The following is a 24,372-nucleotide window of genomic DNA, read 5'->3' on the forward strand; positions in this document are numbered from 1 at the left end:
AATCACGCCACCAGCAAGGAGACGAAAGCTAAAAAGGCGAAACCAAACCCGGCCCAGGTGACGCGGGAGGTGGCACAGAAGCGCAGACGCGCCATGCTGTTTTCAAACAGCGCGATGATCAGCACGCCAACCACCAGCTTGACGACGGCCACCACCAGCGCCAGCAGCAGGCCGCCGACGCTGAAGCTGGTCATCTGGCCCCACGGGAAAAAGACCCCGACAAACATCTGCAGCACCACCAGCTGTTTGAGGCTGATGCCCCACTTCAGGATGCCAAAGCCGCTGCCGCTGTACTCGGAAAGCGGCCCCTCCTGCAGCTCTTGCTCCGCTTCCGCCAGATCGAACGGCAGTTTGCCCATCTCGATAAAGGTGGCGAAGGCGCAGGCGCACAGCGCCAGAATTAGTGGAATGCTGCGCGCTGCCGGCCAGTGATAAAGGGTGTCGGTGATACTGCTGATATGGGTGGAGCCCGCCACCTGCGCGGCGACCCACAGGCCCAGCAGCAGGATCGGTTCCACCAGCACGCCGAGCATCGCTTCGCGGCTGCTGCCCAGCGCGGTAAACGGGCTGCTGGTGTCCAGACCGGAAATCGCGAAGAAGAAACGGGCGATGGCGAACAGGTAGATCAGGGTGATGAGATCCCCAAGCACCGGCAGCGGAGAGTCCACCGTCACCACCGGCAAGGCGGTGGCGATGGTCAGCATCACGCCCACCATGACGTACGGCGTCAGGCGGAACACCCAGCCCGAGGCGTCGGGACCGACGCTCTGGCGGCCCAGCAATTTCAGGATATCCCGATACTCCTGCAGCACGCCCGGTCCGCGGCGGTTATGCAGCCGCGCGCGGGCGACGCGGACGATCCCGGATAACAGCGGCGCGACGGCAAACAGCGCCAGCGCCTGTAGCAATGCAATTAACAGACTCATTCTCAGGCTCCTCGGGAAATGACAATCACCACCAGCACCGCCAGCTCAACCAGCGCCATTCCGCGCAGCAGCGCCGGCGCCGAGGCCGATTGCCAGCCCGGCACCAGACGCACCGGATTCAGCCAGTGACGCAGCTTCAGCAGCGGCGCAAAAGCCTCTTTCACCGGCATGGCGAAACCGTGGGCGGTGACCACCATCGACTGTTCGTGATCGTAGCCGCAGACCCAGGCCGCGCCGCGCGAGCGCGCCGCCAGGCGATCGCCTTTAAAGAAGATCATCAGCAGGAACGGCAGCAGCGGGCAGGCGATAAGCAGCAGCGCGATCATCGGCTGCGACACCACGCTCGACACCTGGGCCTGTAGCGGGAAGGCGCCGCTCACCAGCGGCAGCAGCCACGGCGCGGCAATGCCGCCAACGAGGCAGAAGACCGCCGCCATGACCACGCTCAGGGTCATCAGCCAGGGGGCGCAGGTGGCGTTTTCCGCCTCTTTGCTCCGCGGCGCGCCGAGGAAGGTGACACCATAGACTTTGGCCATACACATCACCGCCAGCGCGCCGGTGATCGCCAGGCCAACCGCCAGCAGCGGCCCCAGCAGACGGCCAATAAACAGGTCACTGGTGCTCATTTTGAAGAAGGACTGGTAGATGACCCACTCGCCGGCGAAGCCGTTCAGCGGCGGCAAGGCCGCCATCGCCATCAGCCCCACCAGCATGGCGAGGGAGATCAGCGGCATTTTTTTACCGATGCCGCCCAGCTTCTCGATATCGCGATGGCCGGTGCGGAACCACACCGCCCCGGCGCCGAGGAACAGCGTAGTTTTGAACAGGCTGTGGTTAATCAGGTGATACATGCCGCCGATGAAGCCCAGCACCATCAGCGTGCTGTTGCGGGTGGCCACGCCGGTGACGAAGGCGCCCAGCCCCAGCAGGATGATGCCGATATTCTCCAGGGTGTGATAGGCCAGCAGGCGCTGAATGTTATGCTCCATCAACGCATACAGCCCGCCGATGAAGGCGGTGATCATCCCCAGCACCAGCAGCATCACGCCCCACCACAGCGGCGGCACGCCGCCGGCCAGCGAAACGGTTAACATGCCGTACAGACCGACCTTCATGACCACAGTGGAAAACAGCGCGGCGGCCGGCGCGCTGGCCCCGGCGTGAGCCTGCGGCGCCCAACCATGCAGCGGGATCGCCCCCGCCAGCAGGGCGAACCCCGCCAGCCCCGGCAGCCACAGCAGCGGGTTCTGCATCATATCCACCGCCCGGAGATTGATCTGCGCCAGCTCGAGGGTGCCGTAGGTCGACCACACCAGCCAGCAGGTCCATGCCATCAACAGCGTGCCGAGACGACCCAGCGCAAACCACAGCTTACCGGAGGCGGCGCAGCCGGTGAGAAACGCCGCGCAGAGCGCCATGATCTCCGCCATCACCACCAGCGAACCAATATTGGTCACCACCACCGCGCAGGTGGCGGCGGCCAGCAGCAGGTTGACCAGCAGGCCGTTGGCCTTCACCTGCGGGTGGCGATGCCAGCTAATGTTAAACAGCGACACCGGCAGCGCCGACAGGCCGATGGCCAGCAGCCACAGGGCATTGACGCCGCCCACCCGCATCGTCAGATGGAGAAACTGCAGCATGCCGCCGTGGATCCGATCCGGCATCAGCAGCGCGGCGCCGCCGGCAACCACCAGCATGGCGCTGGCCACCGCGCCGCCGATCCCGGCAATGGCGCCGCTGAGCGGTTTACGCATGGCAAACACAAAGGCCAGCACAGCGCTGGCGGCGTACCATGTCACCGCCTGATTGACTAATCCAATTACACTCATTCCCTCTCCCCCTGTTGCGCCTGGAACAACGACAAGTCGCCAAGGTCGGTATTAAAGGTCAGCTGGCGTTTACGCTTGCTGGCCTGGGCGATATCACGGCTATCCACCAGCATCAGCGCTTTGGTCGGACAGGTCCGCACGCAGGCCGGGCCCTGGTCATCGAAGTGGCAGAGGTCGCATTTCACGGCAATGGCGCGCACGCCCGGCACCCAGTCGAGCAGCGAGCTGACGCGGGCCGGCGCCGGCGGCGCGGGGGGCGCCAGCCGGGTATTGGCATTGGCCGGAATATCCAGCGGACGGCTGCCGGAAAATTCGATCGCGCCAAACGGGCAGGCGATGCCGCACAGTTTGCAGCTTACGCACAGGCTCTCGTTGAGCTGGACGGCGCCATCGACGCGCTGGATAGCGTTTACCGGGCAGACAGCGGCGCAGGGGGCGTCTTCGCAGTGGTGGCACATCTGCGGTGCCGATTCTTTTTCATTACGCATCACCTGCAGCCGCGGCATAGCCTGCAGGCCGTGCTGGCGATGCGTCTCAGAGCAGGCGGCCTCGCAGGTGCGGCAGCCGATACAGACAGTGGAGTCAGCAATTACAAAACGGTTCACCGGGTCATCCTCGGGTGAAAGTCACTTTTGACGAAATCAGGTTGCGCAGGTGTCATTTTCGACACGTGTCGACACCTTGCGATCAGTGGGTCAGGGCCAGATGGCTTAAGTCCACCGGTTGGTCTTGCTCCATGGCGTCATACAGACGGTCATAGACGGTGGCGATAATCGCCAGATAATGCTCCAGCACCTGGTCGCGGGAGCGGTTGCTGATCCGCCCGTCCACCGTGCCATCCGCGGCGAGCGTGGCCTGAGCAATCAGATACTTATCACCGCCGCCTTTGTTTTCGACGTAGTATTCGATGGTGTGGCTGTTGAAGCCTTCCGCCAGGGCGACGAACACCTGAAAATGGCCGAACAGCACGAAGCACAGCTCTTTGTCCGGCGCGCAGCTCATCGCGTGATGCAGGCGGGCTTTCGACAGGGTGATCCCCTGAACCAGCGAGTTACAGTAGATATGCCACTGCTCCTGCTGCTGCCGGTGACGGTCGGCGATGTAATCCGCCTTTTCACTTATTTCCCAAATAGTCATATCGGTTTCTCCGTAGCATGAGATGCACCGTCTAAGCATTTTCCGTGCCACATTTTATTTATTTGATTTAATTATGTTTTTATATTTATTCCCTGCCGACGCGACATGTCGATGACAGCCCCGGCGCGTCGTCATCGACATTTCCTGCCACTACGAGTCCGTTCTGGCACCGTTATTGCATAAAAGGCGCATCGCGATACGGAGGCGACTATGCACGAAATCACCCTCAGCCAGCGGGCGCTGGAAATTATTGAACAACAGGCGCAGCAGGCCGGCGCGCGGCGGGTGACCGGCGTGTGGCTTAAGGTGGGAGCATTTTCCTGCGTGGAAGCCAGCGCCCTGACCTTCTGCTTTGAGCTGGTCTGCCGCGGCACGCTGGCGGAGGGGTGCGAACTGCATATCGCCGAACAACAGGCTGAATGCTGGTGCGAACGCTGTCAGCAGTACGTCCATCTTGTCTCGCAGCACGTCCGCCGCTGCCCGCACTGTAATAACGACCAGCTACAGATCGTGGCGGATGACGGCTTACAGATTCAGCGTTTAGAATTGGAGTAAATTATGTGTACAACATGCGGCTGTGGAGAAGGCAACCTCTATATTGAAGGAGACGAACGAAACCCGCATTCCGCGTTCCGCAGCGCCCCCTTCGCGCCCGCCCCACGCCAGACGATGACCATCACCGGCGTAAAAACCGACCACTTCGCCCCCACCCGCACGACAGAGGGCGATCTGCATTACGGCCATGGCGAAGCGGGGACTCACGCCCCGGGCCAGAGCCAGCGGCGCATGCTGGAAGTGGAAATCGACGTGCTGGATAAAAACAACCGTCTGGCGGCGCGCAACCGCGCGCGCTTTGCGGCGAAGCAGCAGCTGGTGCTGAATCTGGTTTCCAGCCCCGGCTCCGGCAAAACCACCCTGCTCACCGAAACCCTCACCCGGCTGAAAGGGCGTGCCGACTGCGCAGTGATTGAAGGCGACCAGCAAACGGTCAATGACGCCGCCCGCATTCGCGCCACCGGCACCCCGGCGATTCAGGTCAACACCGGGAAAGGCTGCCATCTCGACGCCCAGATGATCGCCGACGCCGCCCCGCGCCTGCCGCTGGCTGACCACGGCATTCTGTTTATTGAAAACGTCGGCAACCTGGTCTGCCCGGCGAGCTTTGATCTCGGCGAACGCCATAAGGTGGCGGTGCTGTCGGTCACGGAAGGCGAAGACAAGCCGCTGAAGTATCCGCATATGTTCGCCGCCGCCAGCCTGATGCTGCTCAACAAGGTCGACCTGCTGCCGTATCTCAATTTCGACGTCGAGAAGTGCCTGGCCTGCGCCCGCGAGGTCAATCCGCATATTGACATTATCCTCCTCTCCGCCACCAGCGGCGAAGGCATGGATCAGTGGCTCACCTGGCTGGAGACGCAGCGATGTGCATAGGCATTCCGGGACAAATTTGCGCCATCGACGGCGTGCTGGCGAAGGTGGAAGTCTGCGGCATTCAGCGCGACGTCGACCTGACGCTGGTGGGCGCCGTTGACGAGCAGGGCCAGCCGCGTCTCGGCCAGTGGGTGCTGGTGCACGTCGGGTTCGCCATGAGCGTGATTAATGAAGCCGAAGCCCGCGACACTCTCGAAGCGCTGCAAAATATGTTTGACGTAGAGCCGGACGTCGGCGCCCTGCTGTACGGCGAGGAGCGATAATGCGTTACGTTGACGAATACCGCGCCCCTGAGCAGGTCATGCAGTTGGTGGCCCATCTTCAGCAGCGTGCCCATCTGCTGCCGCACACCGCCGCGCGACCGCTGCGCATCATGGAGGTCTGCGGCGGTCATACCCATGCCATTTTTAAGTTCGGTCTCGACCAGCTGTTGCCTGAGAATATCGAATTTATTCATGGGCCCGGCTGCCCGGTGTGCGTCCTGCCGATGGGGCGCATCGACGCCTGCATTGAGATTGCCAGTCGTCCGGGGGTTATCTTCTGTACCTTCGGCGACGCCATGCGCGTACCGGGCAAAAACGGCTCACTGCTGCAGGCGAAAGCCCGCGGCGCCGATGTCCGCATCGTTTATTCGCCGATGGACGCCCTGCGGCTGGCGCAGCAAAACCCGCAGCGTGAAGTGGTCTTTTTCGGTCTCGGTTTCGAAACCACCATGCCCGCCACCGCCCTCACCCTGCGTCAGGCGCGGGAGCGCAACGTCGATAACTTCTTCTTTTTTTGCCAGCACATCACCCTGCTGCCGACCCTGCGCAGTCTGCTGGACCAGCCTGACAACGGTATCGACGCCTTTCTCGCCCCCGGCCACGTCAGTATGGTGATCGGCACCGAAGCCTACGGCTTTATCGCCAGCGACTATCATCGCCCGTTAGTGGTCGCCGGTTTCGAACCTCTTGATCTACTGCAAGGCGCGGTGATGCTGGTTGAGCAGACAATAGCGCAGCGTAGCGAGGTGGAAAATCAGTACCGCCGCGTAGTGCCGGATGCCGGCAACCCGCTGGCGCAGGCGGCGATGGCCGACGTGTTTCGCCTTGATGGCGACAGCGAATGGCGCGGTCTGGGGGTCATCAGCGACTCCGGCGTGCACCTCACGCCGGCCTATCAGCGCTTCGATGCCGAGGCCCATTTCCGCCCGGCGCCGCAGCGCGTGTGCGACGACCCGCGCGCCCGCTGCGGCGAGGTGTTGACCGGCCGCTGTAAACCGCACCAGTGCCCGCTCTTCGCCAGCACCTGCAATCCGCAAAGCGCCTTTGGCGCGCTGATGGTCTCCTCGGAAGGGGCCTGCGCCGCCTGGTATCAATATCGCAGTCAGGAATATGAAGCATGAAAAGCGTCCAGTTAGCCCACGGTAGCGGCGGTCAGGCAATGCAGCAGCTGATCGGCGACCTGTTTATGCAGGCTTTCGCCAACCCCTGGCTGGCGGAGCAGGAAGATCAGGCGCGTCTCGATCTGGCGGCGCTTGCCGCCCAGGGAGATCGCCTCGCCTTCTCCACCGACAGCTATGTGATTGACCCGCTGTTCTTTCCCGGCGGCAATATCGGCAAGCTGGCCGTCTGCGGTACCGCCAACGATGTGGCGGTCAGCGGCGCTATCCCCCGCTATCTTTCCTGCGGGTTTATTCTCGAAGAGGGGCTGGAGATGGCTACCCTGGAAACGGTGGTCGCCAGCATGGCCGATACCGCCCGGGCGGCAGGGATCGCCATCGTTACCGGCGACACCAAAGTGGTGCCGCGCGGCGCGGCGGATAAGCTGTTTATTAACACCGCCGGCATCGGCGCCATCCCGGCAGACGTTCGCTGGGGGACGCAGCAGATCAGCGCCGGCGATGTGCTGCTGGTCAGCGGCACGCTGGGGGATCATGGCGCCACCATCCTTAATCTGCGCGAGCAGATGGGGCTCGACGGCGCGCTGTCCAGCGACTGCGCGGTGCTGACGCCGCTGATCCAAACCCTGCGGCCGCTGCGCGGCGTCAAAGCCCTGCGCGACGCCACCCGCGGCGGCGTCAACGCCGTCGCCCATGAGTTCGCCGCCGCCAGCGGCTGCGGCATTGAACTGCACGAGGCGAAGCTGCCGGTCAACGACACCGTGCGCGGAGTCTGCGAGCTGCTCGGGCTGGACGCCCTGAACTTCGCCAATGAAGGCAAGCTGGTGATCGCCGTCGCCCGCGAAGAAGCGGAAAACGTGCTGGCGCATATACGGTCTCACGCCCTGGGACGCGAGGCGGCGATAATCGGCGAGGTGGTCGCCCGCCCGGGCGTGCGTTCCGTCGGGCTGTACGGCGTAAAGCGGACGCTCGATCTTCCCCACGCCGAGCCGCTGCCGAGAATTTGTTAACCACGGCGTCGGGTCCCGGATAGCGGCTGGCGCCTTATCCAGGCTACAACACGGCGCGCACATGTAGCCCGGCTAAGCGCAGCGCGAGCCGGGAAAAGCCAGCATGATTGTCCCGCCCAAACCAGCGGGCGCCCACGGATGGGTTAAAGCGGCAATAACCGCTTTATTAACATACTATTATTTGTACCATCATTTTCTTATGCGCCGCGTTGCCGGCGCGTTTTGGATGTAAGCCATGTCGTATACACCGATGAGCGATCTCGGCCAGCAGGGTCTGTTTGATATCACCCGGCTTTTATTACAGCAGCCCGATCTGGCTGCGCTGAGCGAAACCCTGACCCGCCTGGTGCAACAGTCCGCACTGGCCGACGAAGCGGCCATTATCCTGTGGAACGCAGGCAACCACCGCGCGGCCAGATACGCCTGCGATGAGGCAGGCCAGCCGGTGAGCTATGAAGATGAAACCGTGCTCGCCCACGGACCGGTGCGCCGCTTACTCTCCCGGCCGGATGCTCTGCATTGCGATCATGAGACCTTTGCCGACACCTGGCCGCAGCTTATCCGCAGCGGGATCTATCGCCCGTTCGGGTACTACTCGCTGCTGCCGCTGGCGGCCGACGGGCGGATCTTCGGCGGTTGCGAATTTCTGCGCCGTGACAACCGGCCATGGAGCGAGAAAGAGTTCCAGCGGCTGCATACCTTCGCGCAGATCGTCGCCGTCGTCAGCGAGCAGATTCAGAACCGGGTCAGCAATAACGTCGATTACGATCTGCTGTGCCACGAGCGCGACAACTTCCGCATCCTGGTGGCGATCACCAACGCGGTCCTCTCACGTCTGGATATCGACGAGCTGGTCAGCGAGGTGGCGAAAGAGATCCATCGCTACTTCCGGATCGACGCCATCAGCGTGGTGCTGCGCAGCAACCGCAAAGGGAAGCTCAACATCTATTCCACACACTATCTCGATGCCAGCCATCCGGTTCACGACCAGAGCGAGGTAGATGAAGCGGGCACCCTCACCGAGCGCGTGTTCAAAAGCAAAGAGATGCTGCTGCTTAATCTGCACGAGCATGACACCCTCGCGCCGTACGAGAAGATGCTCTTCGAAATGTGGGGCAACAAGATCCAGACCCTGTGCCTGCTGCCGCTGATGTCCGGCAACACCCTCCTCGGGGTGCTGAAGCTGGCGCAATGCGACGAACAGGTGTTTACCACCACCAATCTCAAGCTGCTGCGGCAGATCGCCGAGCGGGTGTCGATCGCTATCGATAACGCCCTCGCCTACCGTGAAATTCAGCGCCTGAAAGAGCGGCTGGTGGATGAGAACCTCGCCCTCACCGAGCAGCTCAACAATGTCGAGAGCGAATTCGGGGAGATCATCGGCCGCAGCGAGGCGATGAACAATGTGCTCAAGCAGGTCGAGATGGTGGCCCACAGCGACAGCACCGTACTGATCCTCGGTGAAACCGGCACCGGCAAAGAGCTTATCGCCCGCGCCATTCATAACCTCAGCGGACGAAACAGTCGGCGGATGGTGAAGATGAACTGCGCCGCGATGCCCGCCGGTCTGCTGGAGAGCGATCTGTTCGGCCACGAACGCGGAGCCTTCACCGGGGCCAGCGCCCAGCGTATCGGCCGCTTCGAACTGGCGGACAAAAGCTCCCTGTTCCTTGATGAAGTGGGCGATATGCCGCTGGAGCTGCAGCCCAAGCTGCTGCGCGTTCTCCAGGAGCAGGAGTTCGAGCGCCTGGGGAGCAACAAGCTGATCCAGACCGACGTCCGACTGATCGCCGCCACCAACCGCGATCTCAAGCAGATGGTTATCGACAGGGAATTTCGCAGCGACCTCTACTACCGGCTCAACGTGTTCCCGATCCACCTGCCGCCGCTGCGCGAGCGTCCCGACGATATCCCGCTGCTGGTGAAGGCCTTTACCTTCAAAATCGCCCGCCGCATGGGACGCAATATCGACAGCATTCCGGCGGAGACCCTGCGTACCCTGACGCGCATGGAGTGGCCGGGCAACGTGCGCGAGCTGGAAAACGTCATCGAACGGGCGGTGCTGCTGACCCGCGGCAACGTGCTGCAGCTCTCCCTGCCGGAGCGGGATATCGTCGAGCCTCCGCGGTCGCCAGAGGTCCTGCCTGAGGAAGGCGAAGATGAATATCAGCTGATCGTCCGGGTGCTGAAGGAGAGCAACGGCGTGGTGGCCGGGCCGAAGGGCGCCGCCCAGCGGCTGGGGCTGAAGCGCACCACGCTCCTGTCGCGCATGAAGCGGCTGGGCATTAATAAAGACGAGCTGGTGTAGCCTCGCACGCTCCCTCTTTGCGCGCCGGTAAGAGGGAGCGCTGGCGCAGAGCGCTATTTGTCGCTGGTAAAACCGTTGCTGGTCGCCAGTTCGGCAAACCACAGCGCATTGCGTTTTATATGTCGCTCGCCGGTCTCCAGATCCAGTCGCCAGAAGCCGTAGCGCCGTTTGAAGGCATTGATCCACGACCAGTTGTCGATAAACGTCCACTGGTGTACGCCAAAGCAGTTCGCGCCGTCGGCAATGGCGCGGTGCAGTTGCACCAGATGCTCCTCCATCAGCTGTATGCGAAAATTATCGTCTATCACCCCGTCCGCCCCGGGCTCTCCCTCTGATTCTCGATCCATCGCGATGCCGATTTCCGCGAGATACCACTTAATATTGCCATAGTTTTCGCGAATATTGGCGGCAATGTCATAAATAGCCTGCGGCAGGATCTCGTTGTTATCACGATAGGGGTTAAAGCGGCCCTGCGGGTTCACCGCGTTTTCGAAATAGTATTCCGGGGTGAAATAATCGAGGTCATATTCGCTCTCACGCGCTTTTACCCGCCGCGGCACGTAATAATTCACCCCAAGAAAATCGATCTCCGCGCTGAGGATCAACGCCACGTCGTCTTTGCTGGTCGTCGGCAGGCAGTCGTGGGCGGCGAGGATCTCGCACAGCGCTTTGGGGAATTCATGTTTTACCAGCGGGTCAAGGAAGCTGCGGTTAAAAAACAGGTCGGCATACCCGGCGGCCTTTTTATCCGCGTCGCTATCGGTGAGCGTATAGCTCGGGGTCAGGTTGAGCACCACGCCGATCTCGCCCGCCAGCGCCAGTTCACGATAAGCCGTGACCGCTTTGGCATGCCCCAGCATAATGTTAAACGCCACCTGCGCCGCCAGCCGACCATCTTTCTTACACGGATAGTGGAAATCGTACAGGTAGCCTCCCTCAACCGGTACAATCGGCTCGTTGAAGGTTATCCAGTATTTAACCTTATGGCCAAACAGGCTAAAGGCGGTGCGGGCAAAGCGGGCAAACAGCTCTGCTACGTGCGCCGATTCAAAGCCACCGTACTGTTTCTGCAGCACCTCCGGCATATCAAAATGGTAGAGATTGATCATCGGCTCAATGCCGTTGGCGATCATCTCATCAAGATAGGCGTGATAAAAACGCACCGCGTCCGGGTCCGGCGCGCCGGTTTCCAAATCAGCGATCAGTCGTGACCACTGAATTGAGGTGCGAAACGAGTTGAAGCCGGTCTTTTTCATCAGCGCCACGTCCTGCGGATACTGATGATAAGTATCACACACGGTTTGCGGCCCTACCTGCTGATAAAATCGCTCCGGCTGTTCGGCAAACCAACTGTCCCAGATGGAACGATGGCGCTTATTGTTGACCCCTTCCGTTTGCGGGCCAGACGCCGCCGCCCCCCACAGAAACCCTTGCGGAAACTGATACTGCTGCATAACCTCTCCTTCGAAAAAAGGCTGCGCCCGTCTGGCGCAGCCTGAACGTACTACTCCACGACCACTTCGATCGATTTAATGAACATATAGCCCCAGTCGCCGGCGAAGCGGCCGAAGTCAATCTGATTAGTCCCCGCGTTAAGCGTCACCGGTATCCGCAGCTGCTGGCCCTGCTCATCCGTCTGCGGGAAGGCCACGGCCTGCGGAGCGCCCCCGTTGACGACAAAGGAGTTCTGCTTGCCGCCCCATTTGCCGTTGAAGGTTACGTTGAGCTGGAACTGACCGCTCCACGGCGCCTGCACATGCCAGCTGATCTTATCCCCCTCGCTGGCAAATGGGCCGAGGAACCCGTCCTCGCCAACTGCCAGCGCGTCTTTATCACTCTTCATTACCGTCAGGCGCCCCTCAGCCACGCCATAAACTTCGCCGTGATAACGACAGAAATCCGCCGGCGCTTTCCCCGCCGCCTCGCCCACCGTCACGGTCACGGTTTTGCTGCTTTTCAGCAGCCCATCGTCGGCAGTGAACGTCAGCGCATAGGTACCTGGCGTCGTAAACCAGGCCCGGGTTTGAGCCCGATCGGCATGGCAGAAATGCACGAGTCCCTCACCGGCGTGCTGCCAGCCCACCTTAACCTCTCGCGACGGCAGGCCATCGTCCTGCCAGCTGGCCGTAAGCTTGACGCCCTGGTCCTGCGTGGTGTTTAGGGCCGGTTCCAGCGTGATAACCGGCGGCTGATTCTCCTCGCTATGCTGCACGCTAATCACATTGGAAGGGGCAGAACGACCACTCTCGTTTTTCGCCGTCACCCGGTAGTAGTACATTTGCCCGAGCTGGAGCTGACGATAATCGTCGCGGAACAGAACCATGGTTTCCGGATTCCATTCGTTAACGCCATCGGAGATATCCCGGCCCACCACCGTCCACGGCCCGGTCGGCGAGCCAGCGCGTTCGACATCGTAGCTGCGTCCCACCGCGGCTCCCATCCAGTTGATCGCGAAGGGCGAGGTGGTCTCGCGCAGCAAAGGCGCGTCCGGCTTCGGCAGCGGCGCCATCGTCTGCTGCCCGGCCATCTGCGCCGCGGCCGTGCGCACCAGATCGACCACCGCCTGCTCCTGGTTCGCTTCGCCTTCTTTGGCAAACCCCGGCAGGTGGTAACTGTAGTGCCCGGTCGACTCCTTATGCCAGTAGAAGCCGCCGTCGTCACGATGGCCGCGGAAGCCCCAGATAAGCCCGCCGGCGGCTTGCGCCCCGTTGACGTCGCTGTGAACGATCGACTGCATAATGGCGTTCAGTTGATCCGCCGGCAGCAGGCCAAACTCGCCGACGAGATAGACTTTTTGCCCGCCGACGGCGCGCAGATCCTGCGTCACCTGCCCGGGATGGTTATTATCGGCATTGGTGTAATAGTGATTGCTGACGATATCTACATTGGGGTCGGTCAGCGCAAAGGAATTGATTTTCTTATAGGTGCCATCCACCACCAGCTGATGAGGGGCCCATTTTTTAATCCACGCCGCGGTCTGATGCAGGAAATCGGCGTTGGTATCCTCCAGCTCGTTACCGGTTTCCCAGGCCATGATCGCCTTTTCATCATAATAGGCGCGGCCGGTGACAGTATTTGTCCGGGTGATAACCTGGCGGATCACATCCAGATAGGCTTTGAAGGTCTTGCTATCGGTCCGATAAAAGTCTTCCGCTTTTTCGTGGTAAAACGCCGCCAGCTGCTCACGCCCGCCCCACCACCACCAGTGGTCAATAAACGGCAGGATCAGTCGCAATCCCTGTTTATCCGCTTCGGCAATCATGTTGTCATACACCCGCATGGCTTTCTCATTCAGCCGCGGCATGCCGTCCGCCGTTTCCGGCGCCAGAATATGGGTCTCGCGCCCGCAGGCTTTATCAAATTCCTGCTGCACCGACAGCACGTAGACGCGCTGGGCTTTCGCCCCGGTTTGCACCATCGCCTGGATCCAGTTTTGCTGCTCCTGCGCCGTTGGCCATTTAAAGTATTGTCCCCAGCCGCGCGGGTCTGCTCTGCAGGGGCCGCGGGCGTCGTCTTCAATGCGGTGCAGCTCCGGCGCGTGGATCCCGGCGAAACGAAACACCTTGTCGCCGTCCTTGAGGGTGGCGCCGTCGCGAGTGATAAAGTGCGTAAAGTGCGAGCGCTCGGCGGCCAGCGCCCCGCCGGCCCCCAGCGCGGACAGCAGCCCCATCAGCAGCAGGTTTTTCATCGGCTTCATCGTTGTCTCTCCTTAGAACCAGACCTCGGCCTGTACGCCGAAGTTAACGGTGTCGGTAGAGCCACTGCGGGAATACCCGCCGGCGGTGATGGTATTGGTATCCCAGTTGTAGTTGCCGTCCAGCGCATCGGAGACACCTTTATCCCACTTCGCGTAGGTGACGAAGAAGCGCAGCTGCGGGCGTGCCCAGAAACCGGAGTCAAAGGTCAGGGTTGGCGCAACGGTGACTTTGGTCAGGCCGCCTATGCCTTTGCCGTTTACCCCTTTGTAGTTTTTGTCATCCAGGTATTCGTAGCCCAGCTCGTACTGCATGGCAAAGTTGCGGGTGATCTGATGATAAGGGCGGATACCGGCGACCCACATAGAGCGTCCCCAGCCATGGTCATCTTCCGTCCACCAGCGGTAGTTTTTATCTTTCTGCCAGAAAGCGAAGGTCGAGATCTCCAGGTCGCCCATCGAGGCCACGCTATCCAGCACCACCCGCCAGGACTGAGTGTTTTCCAGATTGGCCCAGCCCCAGCCGTTTTTACCCAGCGAGTCACCCGCCGCCAGCCCTTTCCCGTACTGCAATGCGAGGCGGGAGTAGCCTCCGGTCAGGCCATAGAAACCGTCAAAGTTATAAATACCGGTCACGCCATAGCCCTTCTCGGCGGAAGTCGGGTGGTTTTCGTTACGGTTCATATGGTGGCCGATCAGCTCCAGATCGAAGCCTGTCCCGGCGATCTTTTTCAGCCACAGGTTGAGGGAATAGTCATCCGGGTAGCCCTGATCTCCCTTATCCACCGGGTAGGCTTTGGTTTCATCGGTGGGTGAAAAGGCGTACACCCCGGCGTCGAAGCGGGCGAAGCCGAGATCCATGTTGTCGAAACCGCCGCCGGTGCCGTTGTACTGAATGTACTCCCAGTCGAACTGATGGCTGGAGGTGTTGGAGCTGCTGTAGCGCTTACCGGCCCAGAAGGTCATCTCCGGCGCAAAATCCAGATTGCTCAGCTCGGCGAACCCTTCGCGAAACTGTACGTCATGGCCATCGTCATCCTGACAGTTCCAGTCGGAGGTGCATTTCGACTGGTGAGTGAGGTTGGCCTGCACTTTCGCCACCACGCCGCTGTCCGCCGTCAGCGTCACGGTGGGGATCAGTTCGATCTTGGTGTCTTCTTCGTTGCCCAGTCGCCACTTACCGTCCGGCATCAGGCCGACGGAGTCCGCGCGGTTGCCATCGGAGTTCGCCAGGATCCCGGAGCGGATATAGCCATGCAGCGCAAAATCATACTTCGGATCGGCGCAGGCCAGGCTGCTGGCCCCTGCCAGCGAGAGGAGAGCCAGAGGTATTGAATGTTTCAGCTTTATCATTATTTTTTTCCCACGTTATGTTTGTTAACACGAACCGATAACGGAGGGGAAATTTACGGATCAAAAATGGAAATGTACATCCGTTAATGGAAAGCGCTTTCCATAATTGCCTATCTGGTTCACAAAATTCGCTCTGCGACGAATATATTCGTGAGACTGATCACATAAAATAACAAGAATGCCGCCGGGAGCCGGCAGCAGAGCGGAAGGAGGAGCAGGTGAATGAGTGCCGCCGGGGGATAAGCCGCCGACGGCGAGGGGGTCAGCGTTCGGTTTCCGCGAGCTGGCGTTCGTACACTTTGAAGAAGGGGCGATAGAGCATCCAGGCGTTAAACATCGCGAACAGGCTCATACACAAATTTTTCCAGCTACCGTTCGCCGACCATGCTGCCCCCAGCGGGGAAGGCATCGACCATGGCAGCATCGCCACCGCGCGGTCGAGGATACCCAGCTGAGTTAAATACCATGCGATACAGGCATTTATCAGCGGAACAAAGAGAAACGGCAGTAAAAAAACCGGGTTCATGATTACCGGAAAACCAAACAGTATTGGCTCGTTGATATTAAACAGCGACGGCAGCAGGCCAATTTTTGCCACGCTTTTCAGCTGCCGCGAGCGGCTGCGCATCGCCATCAGCACCAGCGGCAAAGTGGAGCCGATACCGCCGATCAGCAGGTAAAAATCCCAGAACCCCTGCAGATAAATATGCGGCAGCGTTGGCGAACCCGCCGCCAGCGCCTGCTGATTTTCAAACAGATAGGTCATCCAGAAGGGGTTCATGATCCCGGTGACGATCAGCGCGCCATGGATACCGATAAACCAGAGTAAGTTACAGATAAATAAAGAGATCAGTACCGCCATCAGCGTGTCGGACGCCAGCACCAGCGGCCGCACCGCTTCGCTGATTAACTCCGGTACGATGCGTCCGGTGGTCTGCAGCAGTATGGCATTCATCACGCTTATCGACAGCATCACCACCAGCAGCGGGATCAGCAGTTGAAAGCCATTGCGGGTCATCAGCGGCACTTCATCAGGCAAGCGAATACACCAGCCTTTTTTGTAGAAAAAGCGAATTATCTCAATGGAATAGGTGCTGGATATCAGGGCGGTAAATATCCCCATACCGCCGAGATAAACATTGCTCACCGCAGTCTCGCGAAAGCCGATAAACAGCAGAAAAGCCAGACACCCGGTTAAACCGCAGAGCCGTTCCGGCAGACGGTACTGCTTGGCGAGACTGGCGCTGGCGCCGAAGGCGACAATCAGCGCCACCAGGCCAATGGTTAGCTGAAAGGTCGGCAGCAGGATAGGCCGCAGCAGCAAATAGACCTGGCCGAAACGCGAGGCGCCGTCGATGGAAACGGGCGGAAACAAAATGGGCACCAACAGGCTGCCAACAATCACAAAGGGCATTGCCAGCGCAAAGCTATCGCGCATCGCCGTAATGTGGTTGTTGCGCGTCAGAACATTCGCCAGCGGCGCCAGCCGCTGCTCGATGATATCCACGGCCACATTCATTAACTGAATGTTCATACTCCTACCTTTGCGAATGGTTGTCTCGCCGGGATGATCGCCCACAACACCGGAAAGTGAAAGCCTGCCATAGGTGATCATGGTCACAATTAATAAATCCACAAACGGAAAGCGCTTTCCGTAATGCATCCATTTTGACTATAGTCCGCTCATCCAACCTCATCAGGAGCGGTACTTATGAAAAAAATAATGTTGTGTTGTTCGGCAGGCATGTCCACCAGCCTGCTGATGAAAAAAATGATTGCCGAAGCCGAACAGCGGGATCTGCCGGTAGAGATCAATGCCTATGGCGTAGCGGAGTTCGCCGAACAGGTTGGCCATTATCAGGTGGTGCTGCTAGGGCCGCAGGTGAAATACATGCAGCAGGATCTGCAAAAACAGGCGGATAAATACGGTATCCGCGTCGAACCCATCAATATGATGGACTACGGCATGCAAAAAGGCGCCGCGGTCCTCGATTTCGCCCTTTCCCTCATTGAAAACAAGAACTAAGGAAAGAACATGAGCTCTCTGTACGCTAAACTGATCGATGTGATCGAACGGCAGATCACGCCTATGGCGGGGGCGATCGGCCAGCAAAAATACGTCACCTCGATCCGCGACGGTTTTATTACCGCCCTGCCCTTTATGATCGTAGGCTCGTTTTTGCTGGTATTTATCTTTCCGCCGTTTTCTCCGGATACGACGTGGGGCTTTGCCCGCGCCTGGCTGCAATTTTCGCTCGATCATCGCGATGCGCTGATGCTGCCGTTCAACTTCAGCATGGGGGTGATGACCCTGTTCATTGCCGTCGGGATCGCCGCCAGCCTCGCCAAGCACCATCACCTGGACTCGCTGACCGCCGGGATGCTGTCGCTGATGTCGTTTCTGCTGGTAGCCGCGCCGCTGAAAGATGGCCAGATCTCTACTGCCTACTTCTCCGGTCAGGGGATCTTCACCGCCATTCTGGTGGCCATCTATTCCACCGAGCTGTACGCCTTCCTCAAGCGGCATAACATCACCATTCGCCTGCCGCCGGAAGTGCCTGCCGGGGTGGCGCGCTCGTTCGAGATCCTGATCCCGGTGCTGGCGATCATTCTGACGCTGCATCCGCTGAACCTGTTTATCGAGGCTCAGCTGGGGATGATCATTCCGGAAGCGATCATGTCGCTGGTCAAACCGCTGGTCGCGGCTTCCGATACGCTGCCGGCCATTCTGTTGTCAGTGCTGGTCTGTCAGGTGCTGTGGTTCGCCGGGATCCACGGCGCGCTGATCGTCACCGGGATCATGAACCCGTTCTGGATGGCCAACCTGTCGGTCAATCAGGCGGCGATGGCGGCAGGTACCGCTATCCCGCACATCTATGTCCAGGGCTTCTGGGATCACTATCTGCTGATCGGCGGCGTCGGCTCCACCCTGCCGCTGGCGCTGATGCTGCTGCGCAGCAAGGCCGTGCATCTGCGGACGATTGGCCGGATGGGGGTAGTGCCTGGGGTATTCAATATTAACGAACCGATCCTCTTCGGCGCGCCGATCATCATGAATCCGCTGTTTTTCCTGCCGTTCGTGCTGGTGCCGATGGTCAACGCGACCCTGGCGTACTTTGCGCTGAAGCTGGATCTCGTCAGCCGCGTAGTATCGATGACGCCGTGGACAACGCCGGCGCCCATCGGCGCCTCGTGGGCGGCGAACTGGAGCTTTAGCCCGGTGATCCTGTGCCTCATTTGTATGGCCACCGCCATGGTGATGTACCTGCCATTTCTCAAAGCTTACGAAAAACAGCTGCTGGCCCAGGAGCGTGAAAACGCCGTCGGCCAGGCTGACAACGCGGCGCAAACCGCTTAACGCTAACGATTCAGAGGATAATCATGGAATTAGAAGAACAGGTGATGGGGATCATCATCAACGCCGGCCAGTCACGTAGTCTGTGCTACGAAGCGCTGCACGCCGCTAAAGCGGGTGATTTCGCCACCGCCGACGCCAAAATGCAGGAAGCGGCGCACTATTCCCGCGAAGCTCACCTTGTACAGACCCAGCTTATCGAAGCTGACGAAGGCGAGGGAAAAACCAAAATGACGCTGGTAATGGTCCATGCTCAGGATCACCTGATGACCTCCATTCTGGCGAAAGAGCTGATTGCCGAACTGATTGCGATTTACCGCGCGCAACCACTTCACGCCTAGCGCGTTCCCCGGCCAGGCGCGCTGGCCGGGTCTGAATCCCCGAGGTCACTATGTTACATCTTGGAATAGATATTGGCGGCACCAAAATGGAAGCCGTACTGCTGGACCCGGCAGGCGAATGCGTCCAGCGCCTGCGTCGGCCGACCCACAAAGATAGCTATGACGCCTTTATGCGTCAGTTGCTGACCCTGATTGCCGATATTCGCGCGGTCAGCCCCCAGCCATTCACTCTGGGGATCGGCCTGCCTGGGGCAATCGATCCGCAAAGCGGACGCATTAAAAACAGCAACTGCCTGGTGCTCAACGGCCACGATCTGCGCCGGGATATCATGCAGCAGCTTGGCCAGCCGGTGTGGATGGCAAACGATGCCGACTGCTTCACCCTTTCGGAGGCGGTAGATGGCGCCGGCGCCGGGGCCGCCACCGTCTTCGGGGTGATTATCGGTACCGGCTGCGGTGGCGGGATCGCCGTTCATCAACAGCTGCTTAGCGGTCCCAACGCTATCGCCGGGGAGTGGGGGCATAATCCGCTGCCGGGCTATACTTCTGAGCGCGATGGCCCGCCGCAGCCCTGCTACTGCGGCAAAACGAACTGCATCGAAAGCTTTCTCTCCGGCACCGGCTTCGCCCGCCGCTATGGGGAACAAGCCCGTGCGGAAGCCATTGTCGCCGCGGCGCAAAACGGCGATCCGCGCGCGCTGGCCCACTGGCGACACTTTATCGATGCCTTTGCCCGTAGCCTGGCGTCGGTGATCAATATTCTCGACCCGCAGGTGATTGTGCTGGGCGGCGGTCTGTCCAACGTCAGCCAGATCTATCGCGATCTGCCTGCCGCCATCGTTCCGTGGATCTTCTCCGACAGCTGCCGCACGCAGATCAAACCGGCCCGCTTCGGCGACGCCAGCGGCGTGCGCGGCGCGGCCTGGCTGCCCCGTCTGCCCGGCGCCGTGGACGGGCCACGGTAGACACTTTTTTCAGCAGGTATGTTAAGCTAGGCGAAAATGTCCAGACAGAAAAAGCCATGCCAACGATTGATGATGTTTCAAGATTAGCGAATGTCTCAAGAGCGACGGTTTCCCGCGTGCTGACCGGCACCCGGGGCGTGCGCGAAGAGAGCCGGGAAGCTGTGCTGCGGGCCGTTGAAGAACTCAACTATCGCCCGAGCTTTGCCGCGCAAAACCTCGCCAGTCAGACATCCAGCCACGTTGGTCTGGTGATTTCCGCGCAGGACGAGAGCAACGGCGCGCGTCTGCTGCCGCTCCTCTCGCAGGCGCTGAAAGGGCTGAATAAAAGCCTGCTGGTCCAGTATGTCAGCGATCCGGTAGAGCAGGCGGCGGCGATCGACGATCTGCAGCGCCAGTGCGTGGCGGTGGTGGTGCTGGGCGCCGTTGCTGCCGACGCGCCGCGCAACGTTATCGCCTTTGACCGTTTCGGCGTCGCCGGGAGCAACAGCCAGGGCTATGACTTCGCCTTCGCCACTGAAAGCGCCTGCCGCTATGTGATTGGCAAGGGACACCGCAACATCGCCCTGCTGGTGGACAGCGATAGCGACGATGCCAGCCGCCAGATGATGGAAGGCTACCGCAACGTTCTGCAGAACTACTCCATTCCTTTTAACCGCCAGCTGGTGCTGACGGCCAACGATGATGTCGAACAGGCGCTGCTGACCTTAATTAACAGCTTCAGTAAATACTCAGTCATTATCGTTAAACGCGACCGCTACGCGGCTGAGGCAATGCGCCTGCTGCGCGAATTCACCATCGCCGTCCCGCAGGAGGTCTCCCTGCTGAGCCTTGAGGATTCCCCGCTCGCCTCGCTGCTCTACCCACCGCTGACCTGCATCTCCTGGCCACTGGAAGCGCTGCTGGATAACTGTATTCAGCGTATCCGCAGCCTGATTGACGACCGGCCAACCTTCACCGCCGAGGGCCGCTCGCTGGCTGGCCGCCTGATCCCGCGCCAGTCGGTCGCCGATATCTCTTGATCTTCGCCCGGTTCGCGCCGGGCCAGCCTTATCTCTCCCCTTTCTTATCGCTTTCGTTTCCCGGCTCATTATTAACCACGCATGCAAATAAGAATTATTTTCATTTATAAATAGCTTGTGCTATATAACATAGCAATGGCTATAAACGCTGGGAAATTAACCACATCATTGCGAGGGATCCTATGCTGCACCTGACACCGCTGAAATCATGGCTGCTGGCCAGCGCGCTGGCCCTGCTGGCCGCGGCGCCGGCCTCGGCGCAGGAGAAATTCAGGGTTATCACCACCTTCACGGTTATCGCCGATATGGCGCAGAACGTGGCCGGCGATGCCGCCGTCGTCAGCTCCATCACCAAACCGGGCGCGGAGATCCATGACTACCAGCCTACTCCCGGCGATATCAAACGCGCGCAGGGGGCGCAGCTGATCCTCAGCAACGGTCTCAATCTCGAACGGTGGTTTGCCCGCTTTTATCAGCACCTGCAGGGCGTCCCGGAGGTGGTGGTCAGCGAGGGGATCCAGCCGATGGGCATCAGCGCAGGCCCCTATAGCGGGAAGCCCAATCCCCATGCCTGGATGTCGGCAGATAACGCCCTGATCTATGTCGATAATATTCGCGATGCGCTGGTGAAATACGATCCGCCTCACGCCGACACCTATCGCCGCAACGCCGAGGCCTATAAAGAGAAGATCCGCCAGACGATGGCGCCGCTGCAGGCCAGACTGGCGCAACTGCCCGAGGATAAGCGCTGGCTGGTCACCAGCGAGGGGGCCTTCTCCTATCTGGCCCGCGACTATGGTCTGCGCGAACTGTATCTTTGGCCGATCAATGCCGACCAGCAGGGCACCCCGCAACAGGTGCGCAAGGTTATCGACACCATGAAGAAAGAACAGATCCCGACCATCTTCAGCGAAAGCACCATCTCCGATAAACCGGCGCGTCAGGTGGCGCGCGAAGCCGGCGCCCACTACGGCGGCGTGCTGTATGTCGATTCGCTGAGCGCCGCCGACGGCCCGGTGCCGACCTGGCTCGACCTGCTGCGCGTCACCACCGAAACCATCGTCAACGGTATCCAGGACGGGATGAGGAAACAGCCATGAATACTGCGCAAGCGGGTCTGTATGTCGACCAGCTCACCGTCACCTGGCGCAACGGCCACACCGCCCTGCGCGACGCCTCGTTCAGCGTACCGCGCGGCGCCATTGCCGCGCTGGTGGGGGTTAACGGCTCGGGTAAATCCACACTGTTTAAAGCGCTGATGGGCTTTGTGCGCGTCGGTCACGGCGAGATCGCCATCCTCGGCCAGCCGGTCAACCGCGCGCTGCGCCAGAACCTGGTCGCCTATGTCCCGCAGTCGGAAGAGGTGGACTGGTCCTTCCCGGTGCTGGTGGAGGATGTGGTGATGATGGGCCGCTACGGCCATATGGGCTGGCTGCGGCGGGCAAAGCCGCGCGATCGCGAGATTGTCGATGCCGCGCTGGCCCGCGTGGGCATGAGCGAGTACCGCCATCGGCAAATTGGCGAGCTCTCCGGCGGGCAGAAAAAACGCGTCTTCCTTGCCCGCGCCATCGCTCAGCAGGGCCAGGTGATCCTGCTGGATGAGCCTTTTACCGGCGTCGATGTGCAGACCGAAGCGCGGATCATCAGCCTGCTGCGCGAGCTCCGCGATGAGGGCTGTACCATGCTGGTCTCCACCCATAATCTCGGGTCCGTAAGTGAATTTTGCGATTACACGGTGATGGTTAAAGGCACCGTGCTGGCCAGCGGCCCGACAGAAACCACCTTCACCGCCGAGAATCTGGAGCGGGCTTTCAGCGGCGTACTGCGCCACGTCGCGCTCACCGGCGCGGAAGCGCAGATTATCACCGATGACGAGCGGCCGTTTATCAGCCGGCGCGCGGCGGGAGGCCCACGATGAGCTGGCTGGTGGAGCCGTTTGGCTATCACTATATGCTCAATGCGATGTGGGTGGCGGCGCTGGTGGGCGGCGTCTGCGCCTTTCTCTCCTGCTACCTGATGCTGAAGGGCTGGTCGCTGATTGGCGACGCCCTTTCCCACTCGATTGTGCCCGGCGTCGCCGGGGCCTATATGCTCGGCCTGCCGTTTGCCCTCGGCGCGTTTCTCTCCGGCGGCCTGGCGGCGGGCAGTATGCTGTTTTTGCAGCAGCGGTCGCGGCTGAAAGAGGATGCCATTATCGGCCTGATCTTCTCCTCCTTCTTCGGGATCGGGCTGTTTATGGTGTCGCTGAACCCGACGTCGGTGAATATCCAGACTATTATCCTCGGCAATATTCTGGCCATCGCCCCGGAGGATATTATCCAGCTGGCGGCGATCGGCTTTATCTCGATGGCGATCCTGCTGTTGAAGTGGAAAGATCTGATGGTGACCTTCTTCGATGAGCACCACGCCCGCTCGATTGGTCTGAACACCCGCGGCCTGAAGCTGCTGTTCTTTACCCTGCTGGCGGCCTGCACCGTAGCGGCGCTGCAGACCGTCGGCGCCTTTCTGGTTATCTGCCTGGTGGTCACCCCCGGCGCCACCGCCTGGCTGTTAACCGACCGCTTCCCGCGCCTGCTGGCCATCGCCGTCGCCATCGGCAGCCTGACCAGCTTCTTCGGCGCCTGGCTCAGTTACTACCTCGACGGCGCCACCGGCGGCATTATCGTGGTGGCGCAAACGCTGCTGTTCCTCATCACCTTTATCTTCGCGCCGAAGCATGGCCTGCTGGCCAACCGCCGCCGCGCCGGGGAGGCCGCATGCTGAATCTGATCCTGGCCCCGTTCCAGTTTCCTTTTATGGTCAACGCGATAACAGTATCGATGGTCGTTGCCGTGCCCTGCGCGCTGCTGTCGGTCTTTCTGGTACTCAAAGGCTGGGCGCTGATGGGCGACGCCATGAGCCACGCGGTCTTTCCCGGCGTGGTGCTGGCCTACATTATCGGCATCCCCTTCGCCATCGGCGCGTTTATCGCCGGGCTGCTCTGCGCCGTGACGACCGGTTTTCTCGACGACAACAGCCGCCTCAAACGCGATACCATCATGGGGATTGTCTTCTCCGGCATGTTTGGCGCCGGGCTGGTGCTGTACGTAGCGATCCAGTCCGACGTCCATCTCGACCATATTCTGTTCGGCGATATGCTCGGGATCTCCCTCAGCGATATTGGACAAACGGCGGCTATCGCGCTGGTGATCGCGCTGATTATCGGGCTGAAATGGCGGGATTTTTTGCTGCACGCCTTCGATCCGACGCAGGCCAAAGCCAGCGGCCTGCGCGGCGGACTGCTGCATTACGGCATGCTGTGCATGATCGCCCTGACCATCGTCGCGACGCTGCAGTCGGTAGGGATTATTCTGTCGATTTCGCTGCTGATTGCCCCCGGGGCGATCGCGCTCCTGCTGGTACGGCGCTTTATCCACGCCCTGCTGCTGGCGGTGGCGGTAGCGGTCTGCTGCTCGGCGGGAGGGGTGTGGCTGGCGTTTTATCTCGATAGCGCGCCGGCGCCGACTATCGTGGTGCTGTTCAGCGCGCTGTTTGTGGTCGCCTTTGTGACAAGCACGATCCGGGATAGTCAGAAACAGAAGGCTTCATCACCCATCCCCGGTGGCGGCTAACGCCTTACCGGG

Annotated in this window: 23 protein-coding genes; 15 read left to right on the forward strand and 8 right to left on the reverse strand. The window is 60.5% G+C overall.

The genetic code is table 11. The features are described from left to right. Positions 1-2: 2 nt before the first annotated feature. The 4 genes from ABLU95_RS02405 to hycA all read right to left on the reverse strand — a co-directional run bounded on the left by ABLU95_RS02405 (position 3) and on the right by hycA (position 3,892). On the reverse strand, positions 3-926 hold the full coding sequence (locus ABLU95_RS02405) for a respiratory chain complex I subunit 1 family protein (protein ID WP_348878745.1): 924 nt from the start codon (positions 924-926) through the stop codon (positions 3-5). Positions 927-928: 2 nt separating this feature from the next. Next, the gene (hycC, locus tag ABLU95_RS02410) at positions 929-2,755 is read right to left on the reverse strand and encodes a formate hydrogenlyase subunit 3 (RefSeq protein WP_241516415.1); all 1,827 of its coding nucleotides are present in this window, start codon (positions 2,753-2,755) and stop codon (positions 929-931) included. Next, entirely contained in the window at positions 2,752-3,360 is a 609-nt protein-coding gene (locus ABLU95_RS02415) for a 4Fe-4S dicluster domain-containing protein (RefSeq protein ID WP_023290796.1), read from the reverse strand. Before ABLU95_RS02415 ends, hycC begins: the two co-directional genes overlap by 4 nt. Positions 3,361-3,442: 82 nt before the next feature. Beyond that, positions 3,443-3,892: a formate hydrogenlyase regulator HycA gene (gene hycA / locus ABLU95_RS02420; protein ID WP_004205645.1), complete on the reverse strand. Its 450-nt coding sequence runs from the start codon at positions 3,890-3,892 to the stop codon at positions 3,443-3,445. 210 nt (positions 3,893-4,102) lie between these two features. Here hycA and hypA point away from each other — a divergent pair, with 210 nt between their 5' ends. The 6 genes from hypA to flhA all read left to right on the forward strand — a co-directional run bounded on the left by hypA (position 4,103) and on the right by flhA (position 10,022). Further along, the gene (gene hypA / locus ABLU95_RS02425) at positions 4,103-4,447 is read left to right on the forward strand and encodes a hydrogenase maturation nickel metallochaperone HypA (RefSeq protein WP_004205644.1); all 345 of its coding nucleotides are present in this window, start codon (positions 4,103-4,105) and stop codon (positions 4,445-4,447) included. Between the two features lie 3 nt (positions 4,448-4,450). After that, positions 4,451-5,323 carry a hydrogenase nickel incorporation protein HypB gene (gene hypB, locus ABLU95_RS02430; protein WP_023290798.1) on the forward strand — a complete coding sequence of 291 codons (873 nt, stop codon included), beginning with the start codon at positions 4,451-4,453 and terminating at the stop codon, positions 5,321-5,323. Then, entirely contained in the window at positions 5,314-5,586 is a 273-nt protein-coding gene (locus tag ABLU95_RS02435; RefSeq protein ID WP_002914934.1) for a HypC/HybG/HupF family hydrogenase formation chaperone, read from the forward strand. The genes hypB and ABLU95_RS02435 overlap by 10 nt, the downstream gene beginning before the upstream one ends. Next, positions 5,586-6,707 carry a hydrogenase formation protein HypD gene (gene hypD / locus ABLU95_RS02440; protein ID WP_023290799.1) on the forward strand — a complete coding sequence of 374 codons (1,122 nt, stop codon included), beginning with the start codon at positions 5,586-5,588 and terminating at the stop codon, positions 6,705-6,707. The genes ABLU95_RS02435 and hypD overlap by 1 nt, the downstream gene beginning before the upstream one ends. Next, the gene (gene hypE / locus ABLU95_RS02445) at positions 6,704-7,714 is read left to right on the forward strand and encodes a hydrogenase expression/formation protein HypE (protein WP_102005843.1); all 1,011 of its coding nucleotides are present in this window, start codon (positions 6,704-6,706) and stop codon (positions 7,712-7,714) included. The genes hypD and hypE overlap by 4 nt, the downstream gene beginning before the upstream one ends. Before the next feature lie 235 nt (positions 7,715-7,949). Next, the gene (gene flhA, locus ABLU95_RS02450) at positions 7,950-10,022 is read left to right on the forward strand and encodes a formate hydrogenlyase transcriptional activator FlhA (protein ID WP_023290801.1); all 2,073 of its coding nucleotides are present in this window, start codon (positions 7,950-7,952) and stop codon (positions 10,020-10,022) included. A 53-nt stretch (positions 10,023-10,075) separates the two neighbouring features. On the opposite strand, the gene ABLU95_RS02455 is transcribed toward flhA, so the two are convergent. The 4 genes from ABLU95_RS02455 to ABLU95_RS02470 form a co-directional block, all read right to left on the reverse strand. Further along, a complete protein-coding gene (locus tag ABLU95_RS02455) occupies positions 10,076-11,476 on the reverse strand; it encodes a glycoside hydrolase family 1 protein (RefSeq protein ID WP_348878749.1) in 1,401 nt (466 codons plus the stop codon). 50 nt (positions 11,477-11,526) lie between these two features. After that, complete coding sequence (locus ABLU95_RS02460; protein ID WP_348878751.1) at positions 11,527-13,719, reverse strand: CBM35 domain-containing protein; 2,193 nt, start codon at positions 13,717-13,719, stop codon at positions 11,527-11,529. Positions 13,720-13,731: 12 nt separating this feature from the next. After that, positions 13,732-15,069 carry a carbohydrate porin gene (locus tag ABLU95_RS02465; RefSeq protein WP_348878753.1) on the reverse strand — a complete coding sequence of 446 codons (1,338 nt, stop codon included), beginning with the start codon at positions 15,067-15,069 and terminating at the stop codon, positions 13,732-13,734. Positions 15,070-15,331: 262 nt separating this feature from the next. Further along, complete coding sequence (locus ABLU95_RS02470; protein ID WP_101976227.1) at positions 15,332-16,603, reverse strand: PTS transporter subunit EIIC; 1,272 nt, start codon at positions 16,601-16,603, stop codon at positions 15,332-15,334. A 177-nt stretch (positions 16,604-16,780) separates the two neighbouring features. Between ABLU95_RS02470 and ABLU95_RS02475 the strand changes: the two genes are divergently transcribed. The 9 genes from ABLU95_RS02475 to ABLU95_RS02515 all read left to right on the forward strand — a co-directional run bounded on the left by ABLU95_RS02475 (position 16,781) and on the right by ABLU95_RS02515 (position 24,360). Continuing rightward, positions 16,781-17,095, forward strand: a complete 315-nt coding sequence (locus ABLU95_RS02475; protein ID WP_048335108.1) for a PTS sugar transporter subunit IIB — start codon at positions 16,781-16,783, stop codon at positions 17,093-17,095. Between the two features lie 9 nt (positions 17,096-17,104). Continuing rightward, positions 17,105-18,427, forward strand: a complete 1,323-nt coding sequence (locus ABLU95_RS02480; RefSeq protein WP_002914981.1) for a PTS cellobiose transporter subunit IIC — start codon at positions 17,105-17,107, stop codon at positions 18,425-18,427. 23 nt (positions 18,428-18,450) lie between these two features. Further along, positions 18,451-18,765 (forward strand): PTS lactose/cellobiose transporter subunit IIA, encoded by a 315-nt coding sequence (locus ABLU95_RS02485; protein ID WP_002914983.1) that lies wholly within the window; start codon positions 18,451-18,453, stop codon positions 18,763-18,765. A 50-nt stretch (positions 18,766-18,815) separates the two neighbouring features. Continuing rightward, positions 18,816-19,730 carry an ROK family protein gene (locus tag ABLU95_RS02490; RefSeq protein WP_348878758.1) on the forward strand — a complete coding sequence of 305 codons (915 nt, stop codon included), beginning with the start codon at positions 18,816-18,818 and terminating at the stop codon, positions 19,728-19,730. A 56-nt stretch (positions 19,731-19,786) separates the two neighbouring features. Continuing rightward, the gene (locus tag ABLU95_RS02495) at positions 19,787-20,749 is read left to right on the forward strand and encodes a LacI family DNA-binding transcriptional regulator (RefSeq protein WP_048298115.1); all 963 of its coding nucleotides are present in this window, start codon (positions 19,787-19,789) and stop codon (positions 20,747-20,749) included. Positions 20,750-20,931: 182 nt separating this feature from the next. Further along, a complete protein-coding gene (locus ABLU95_RS02500; RefSeq protein ID WP_086075098.1) occupies positions 20,932-21,849 on the forward strand; it encodes a metal ABC transporter substrate-binding protein in 918 nt (305 codons plus the stop codon). After that, on the forward strand, positions 21,846-22,667 hold the full coding sequence (locus ABLU95_RS02505; RefSeq protein ID WP_032453885.1) for a manganese/iron ABC transporter ATP-binding protein: 822 nt from the start codon (positions 21,846-21,848) through the stop codon (positions 22,665-22,667). Before ABLU95_RS02500 ends, ABLU95_RS02505 begins: the two co-directional genes overlap by 4 nt. Next, positions 22,664-23,512 carry an iron/manganese ABC transporter permease subunit SitC gene (gene sitC, locus ABLU95_RS02510; protein WP_086075097.1) on the forward strand — a complete coding sequence of 283 codons (849 nt, stop codon included), beginning with the start codon at positions 22,664-22,666 and terminating at the stop codon, positions 23,510-23,512. Before ABLU95_RS02505 ends, sitC begins: the two co-directional genes overlap by 4 nt. After that, entirely contained in the window at positions 23,506-24,360 is an 855-nt protein-coding gene (locus ABLU95_RS02515) for a metal ABC transporter permease (RefSeq protein ID WP_065881970.1), read from the forward strand. The genes sitC and ABLU95_RS02515 overlap by 7 nt, the downstream gene beginning before the upstream one ends. The last annotated feature ends 12 nt before the right edge of the window (positions 24,361-24,372 follow it).

The sequence above is a fragment of the Klebsiella sp. GG_Kp146 genome (genome assembly GCF_040061975.1).
In the GTDB taxonomy this organism is placed as follows: domain Bacteria; phylum Pseudomonadota; class Gammaproteobacteria; order Enterobacterales; family Enterobacteriaceae; genus Klebsiella; species Klebsiella quasipneumoniae.

What these genes read in the sequence shown, in the direction of transcription:
- ABLU95_RS02405 (WP_348878745.1), bottom strand. Translation starts at nt 926, where the DNA reads ATGAGTCTGTTAATTGCATTGCTACAGGCGCTGGCGCTGTTTGCCGTC.
- hycC (WP_241516415.1), bottom strand. Translation starts at nt 2,755, where the DNA reads ATGAGTGTAATTGGATTAGTCAATCAGGCGGTGACATGGTACGCCGCC.
- hycA (WP_004205645.1), bottom strand. Translation starts at nt 3,892, where the DNA reads ATGACTATTTGGGAAATAAGTGAAAAGGCGGATTACATCGCCGACCGT.
- hypA (WP_004205644.1), top strand. Translation starts at nt 4,103, where the DNA reads ATGCACGAAATCACCCTCAGCCAGCGGGCGCTGGAAATTATTGAACAA.
- hypB (WP_023290798.1), top strand. Translation starts at nt 4,451, where the DNA reads ATGTGTACAACATGCGGCTGTGGAGAAGGCAACCTCTATATTGAAGGA.
- ABLU95_RS02435 (WP_002914934.1), top strand. Translation starts at nt 5,314, where the DNA reads ATGTGCATAGGCATTCCGGGACAAATTTGCGCCATCGACGGCGTGCTG.
- hypD (WP_023290799.1), top strand. Translation starts at nt 5,586, where the DNA reads ATGCGTTACGTTGACGAATACCGCGCCCCTGAGCAGGTCATGCAGTTG.
- hypE (WP_102005843.1), top strand. Translation starts at nt 6,704, where the DNA reads ATGAAAAGCGTCCAGTTAGCCCACGGTAGCGGCGGTCAGGCAATGCAG.
- flhA (WP_023290801.1), top strand. Translation starts at nt 7,950, where the DNA reads ATGTCGTATACACCGATGAGCGATCTCGGCCAGCAGGGTCTGTTTGAT.
- ABLU95_RS02455 (WP_348878749.1), bottom strand. Translation starts at nt 11,476, where the DNA reads ATGCAGCAGTATCAGTTTCCGCAAGGGTTTCTGTGGGGGGCGGCGGCG.
- ABLU95_RS02460 (WP_348878751.1), bottom strand. Translation starts at nt 13,719, where the DNA reads ATGAAGCCGATGAAAAACCTGCTGCTGATGGGGCTGCTGTCCGCGCTG.
- ABLU95_RS02465 (WP_348878753.1), bottom strand. Translation starts at nt 15,069, where the DNA reads ATGATAAAGCTGAAACATTCAATACCTCTGGCTCTCCTCTCGCTGGCA.
- ABLU95_RS02470 (WP_101976227.1), bottom strand. Translation starts at nt 16,603, where the DNA reads ATGAACATTCAGTTAATGAATGTGGCCGTGGATATCATCGAGCAGCGG.
- ABLU95_RS02475 (WP_048335108.1), top strand. Translation starts at nt 16,781, where the DNA reads ATGAAAAAAATAATGTTGTGTTGTTCGGCAGGCATGTCCACCAGCCTG.
- ABLU95_RS02480 (WP_002914981.1), top strand. Translation starts at nt 17,105, where the DNA reads ATGAGCTCTCTGTACGCTAAACTGATCGATGTGATCGAACGGCAGATC.
- ABLU95_RS02485 (WP_002914983.1), top strand. Translation starts at nt 18,451, where the DNA reads ATGGAATTAGAAGAACAGGTGATGGGGATCATCATCAACGCCGGCCAG.
- ABLU95_RS02490 (WP_348878758.1), top strand. Translation starts at nt 18,816, where the DNA reads ATGTTACATCTTGGAATAGATATTGGCGGCACCAAAATGGAAGCCGTA.
- ABLU95_RS02495 (WP_048298115.1), top strand. Translation starts at nt 19,787, where the DNA reads ATGCCAACGATTGATGATGTTTCAAGATTAGCGAATGTCTCAAGAGCG.
- ABLU95_RS02500 (WP_086075098.1), top strand. Translation starts at nt 20,932, where the DNA reads ATGCTGCACCTGACACCGCTGAAATCATGGCTGCTGGCCAGCGCGCTG.
- ABLU95_RS02505 (WP_032453885.1), top strand. Translation starts at nt 21,846, where the DNA reads ATGAATACTGCGCAAGCGGGTCTGTATGTCGACCAGCTCACCGTCACC.
- sitC (WP_086075097.1), top strand. Translation starts at nt 22,664, where the DNA reads ATGAGCTGGCTGGTGGAGCCGTTTGGCTATCACTATATGCTCAATGCG.
- ABLU95_RS02515 (WP_065881970.1), top strand. Translation starts at nt 23,506, where the DNA reads ATGCTGAATCTGATCCTGGCCCCGTTCCAGTTTCCTTTTATGGTCAAC.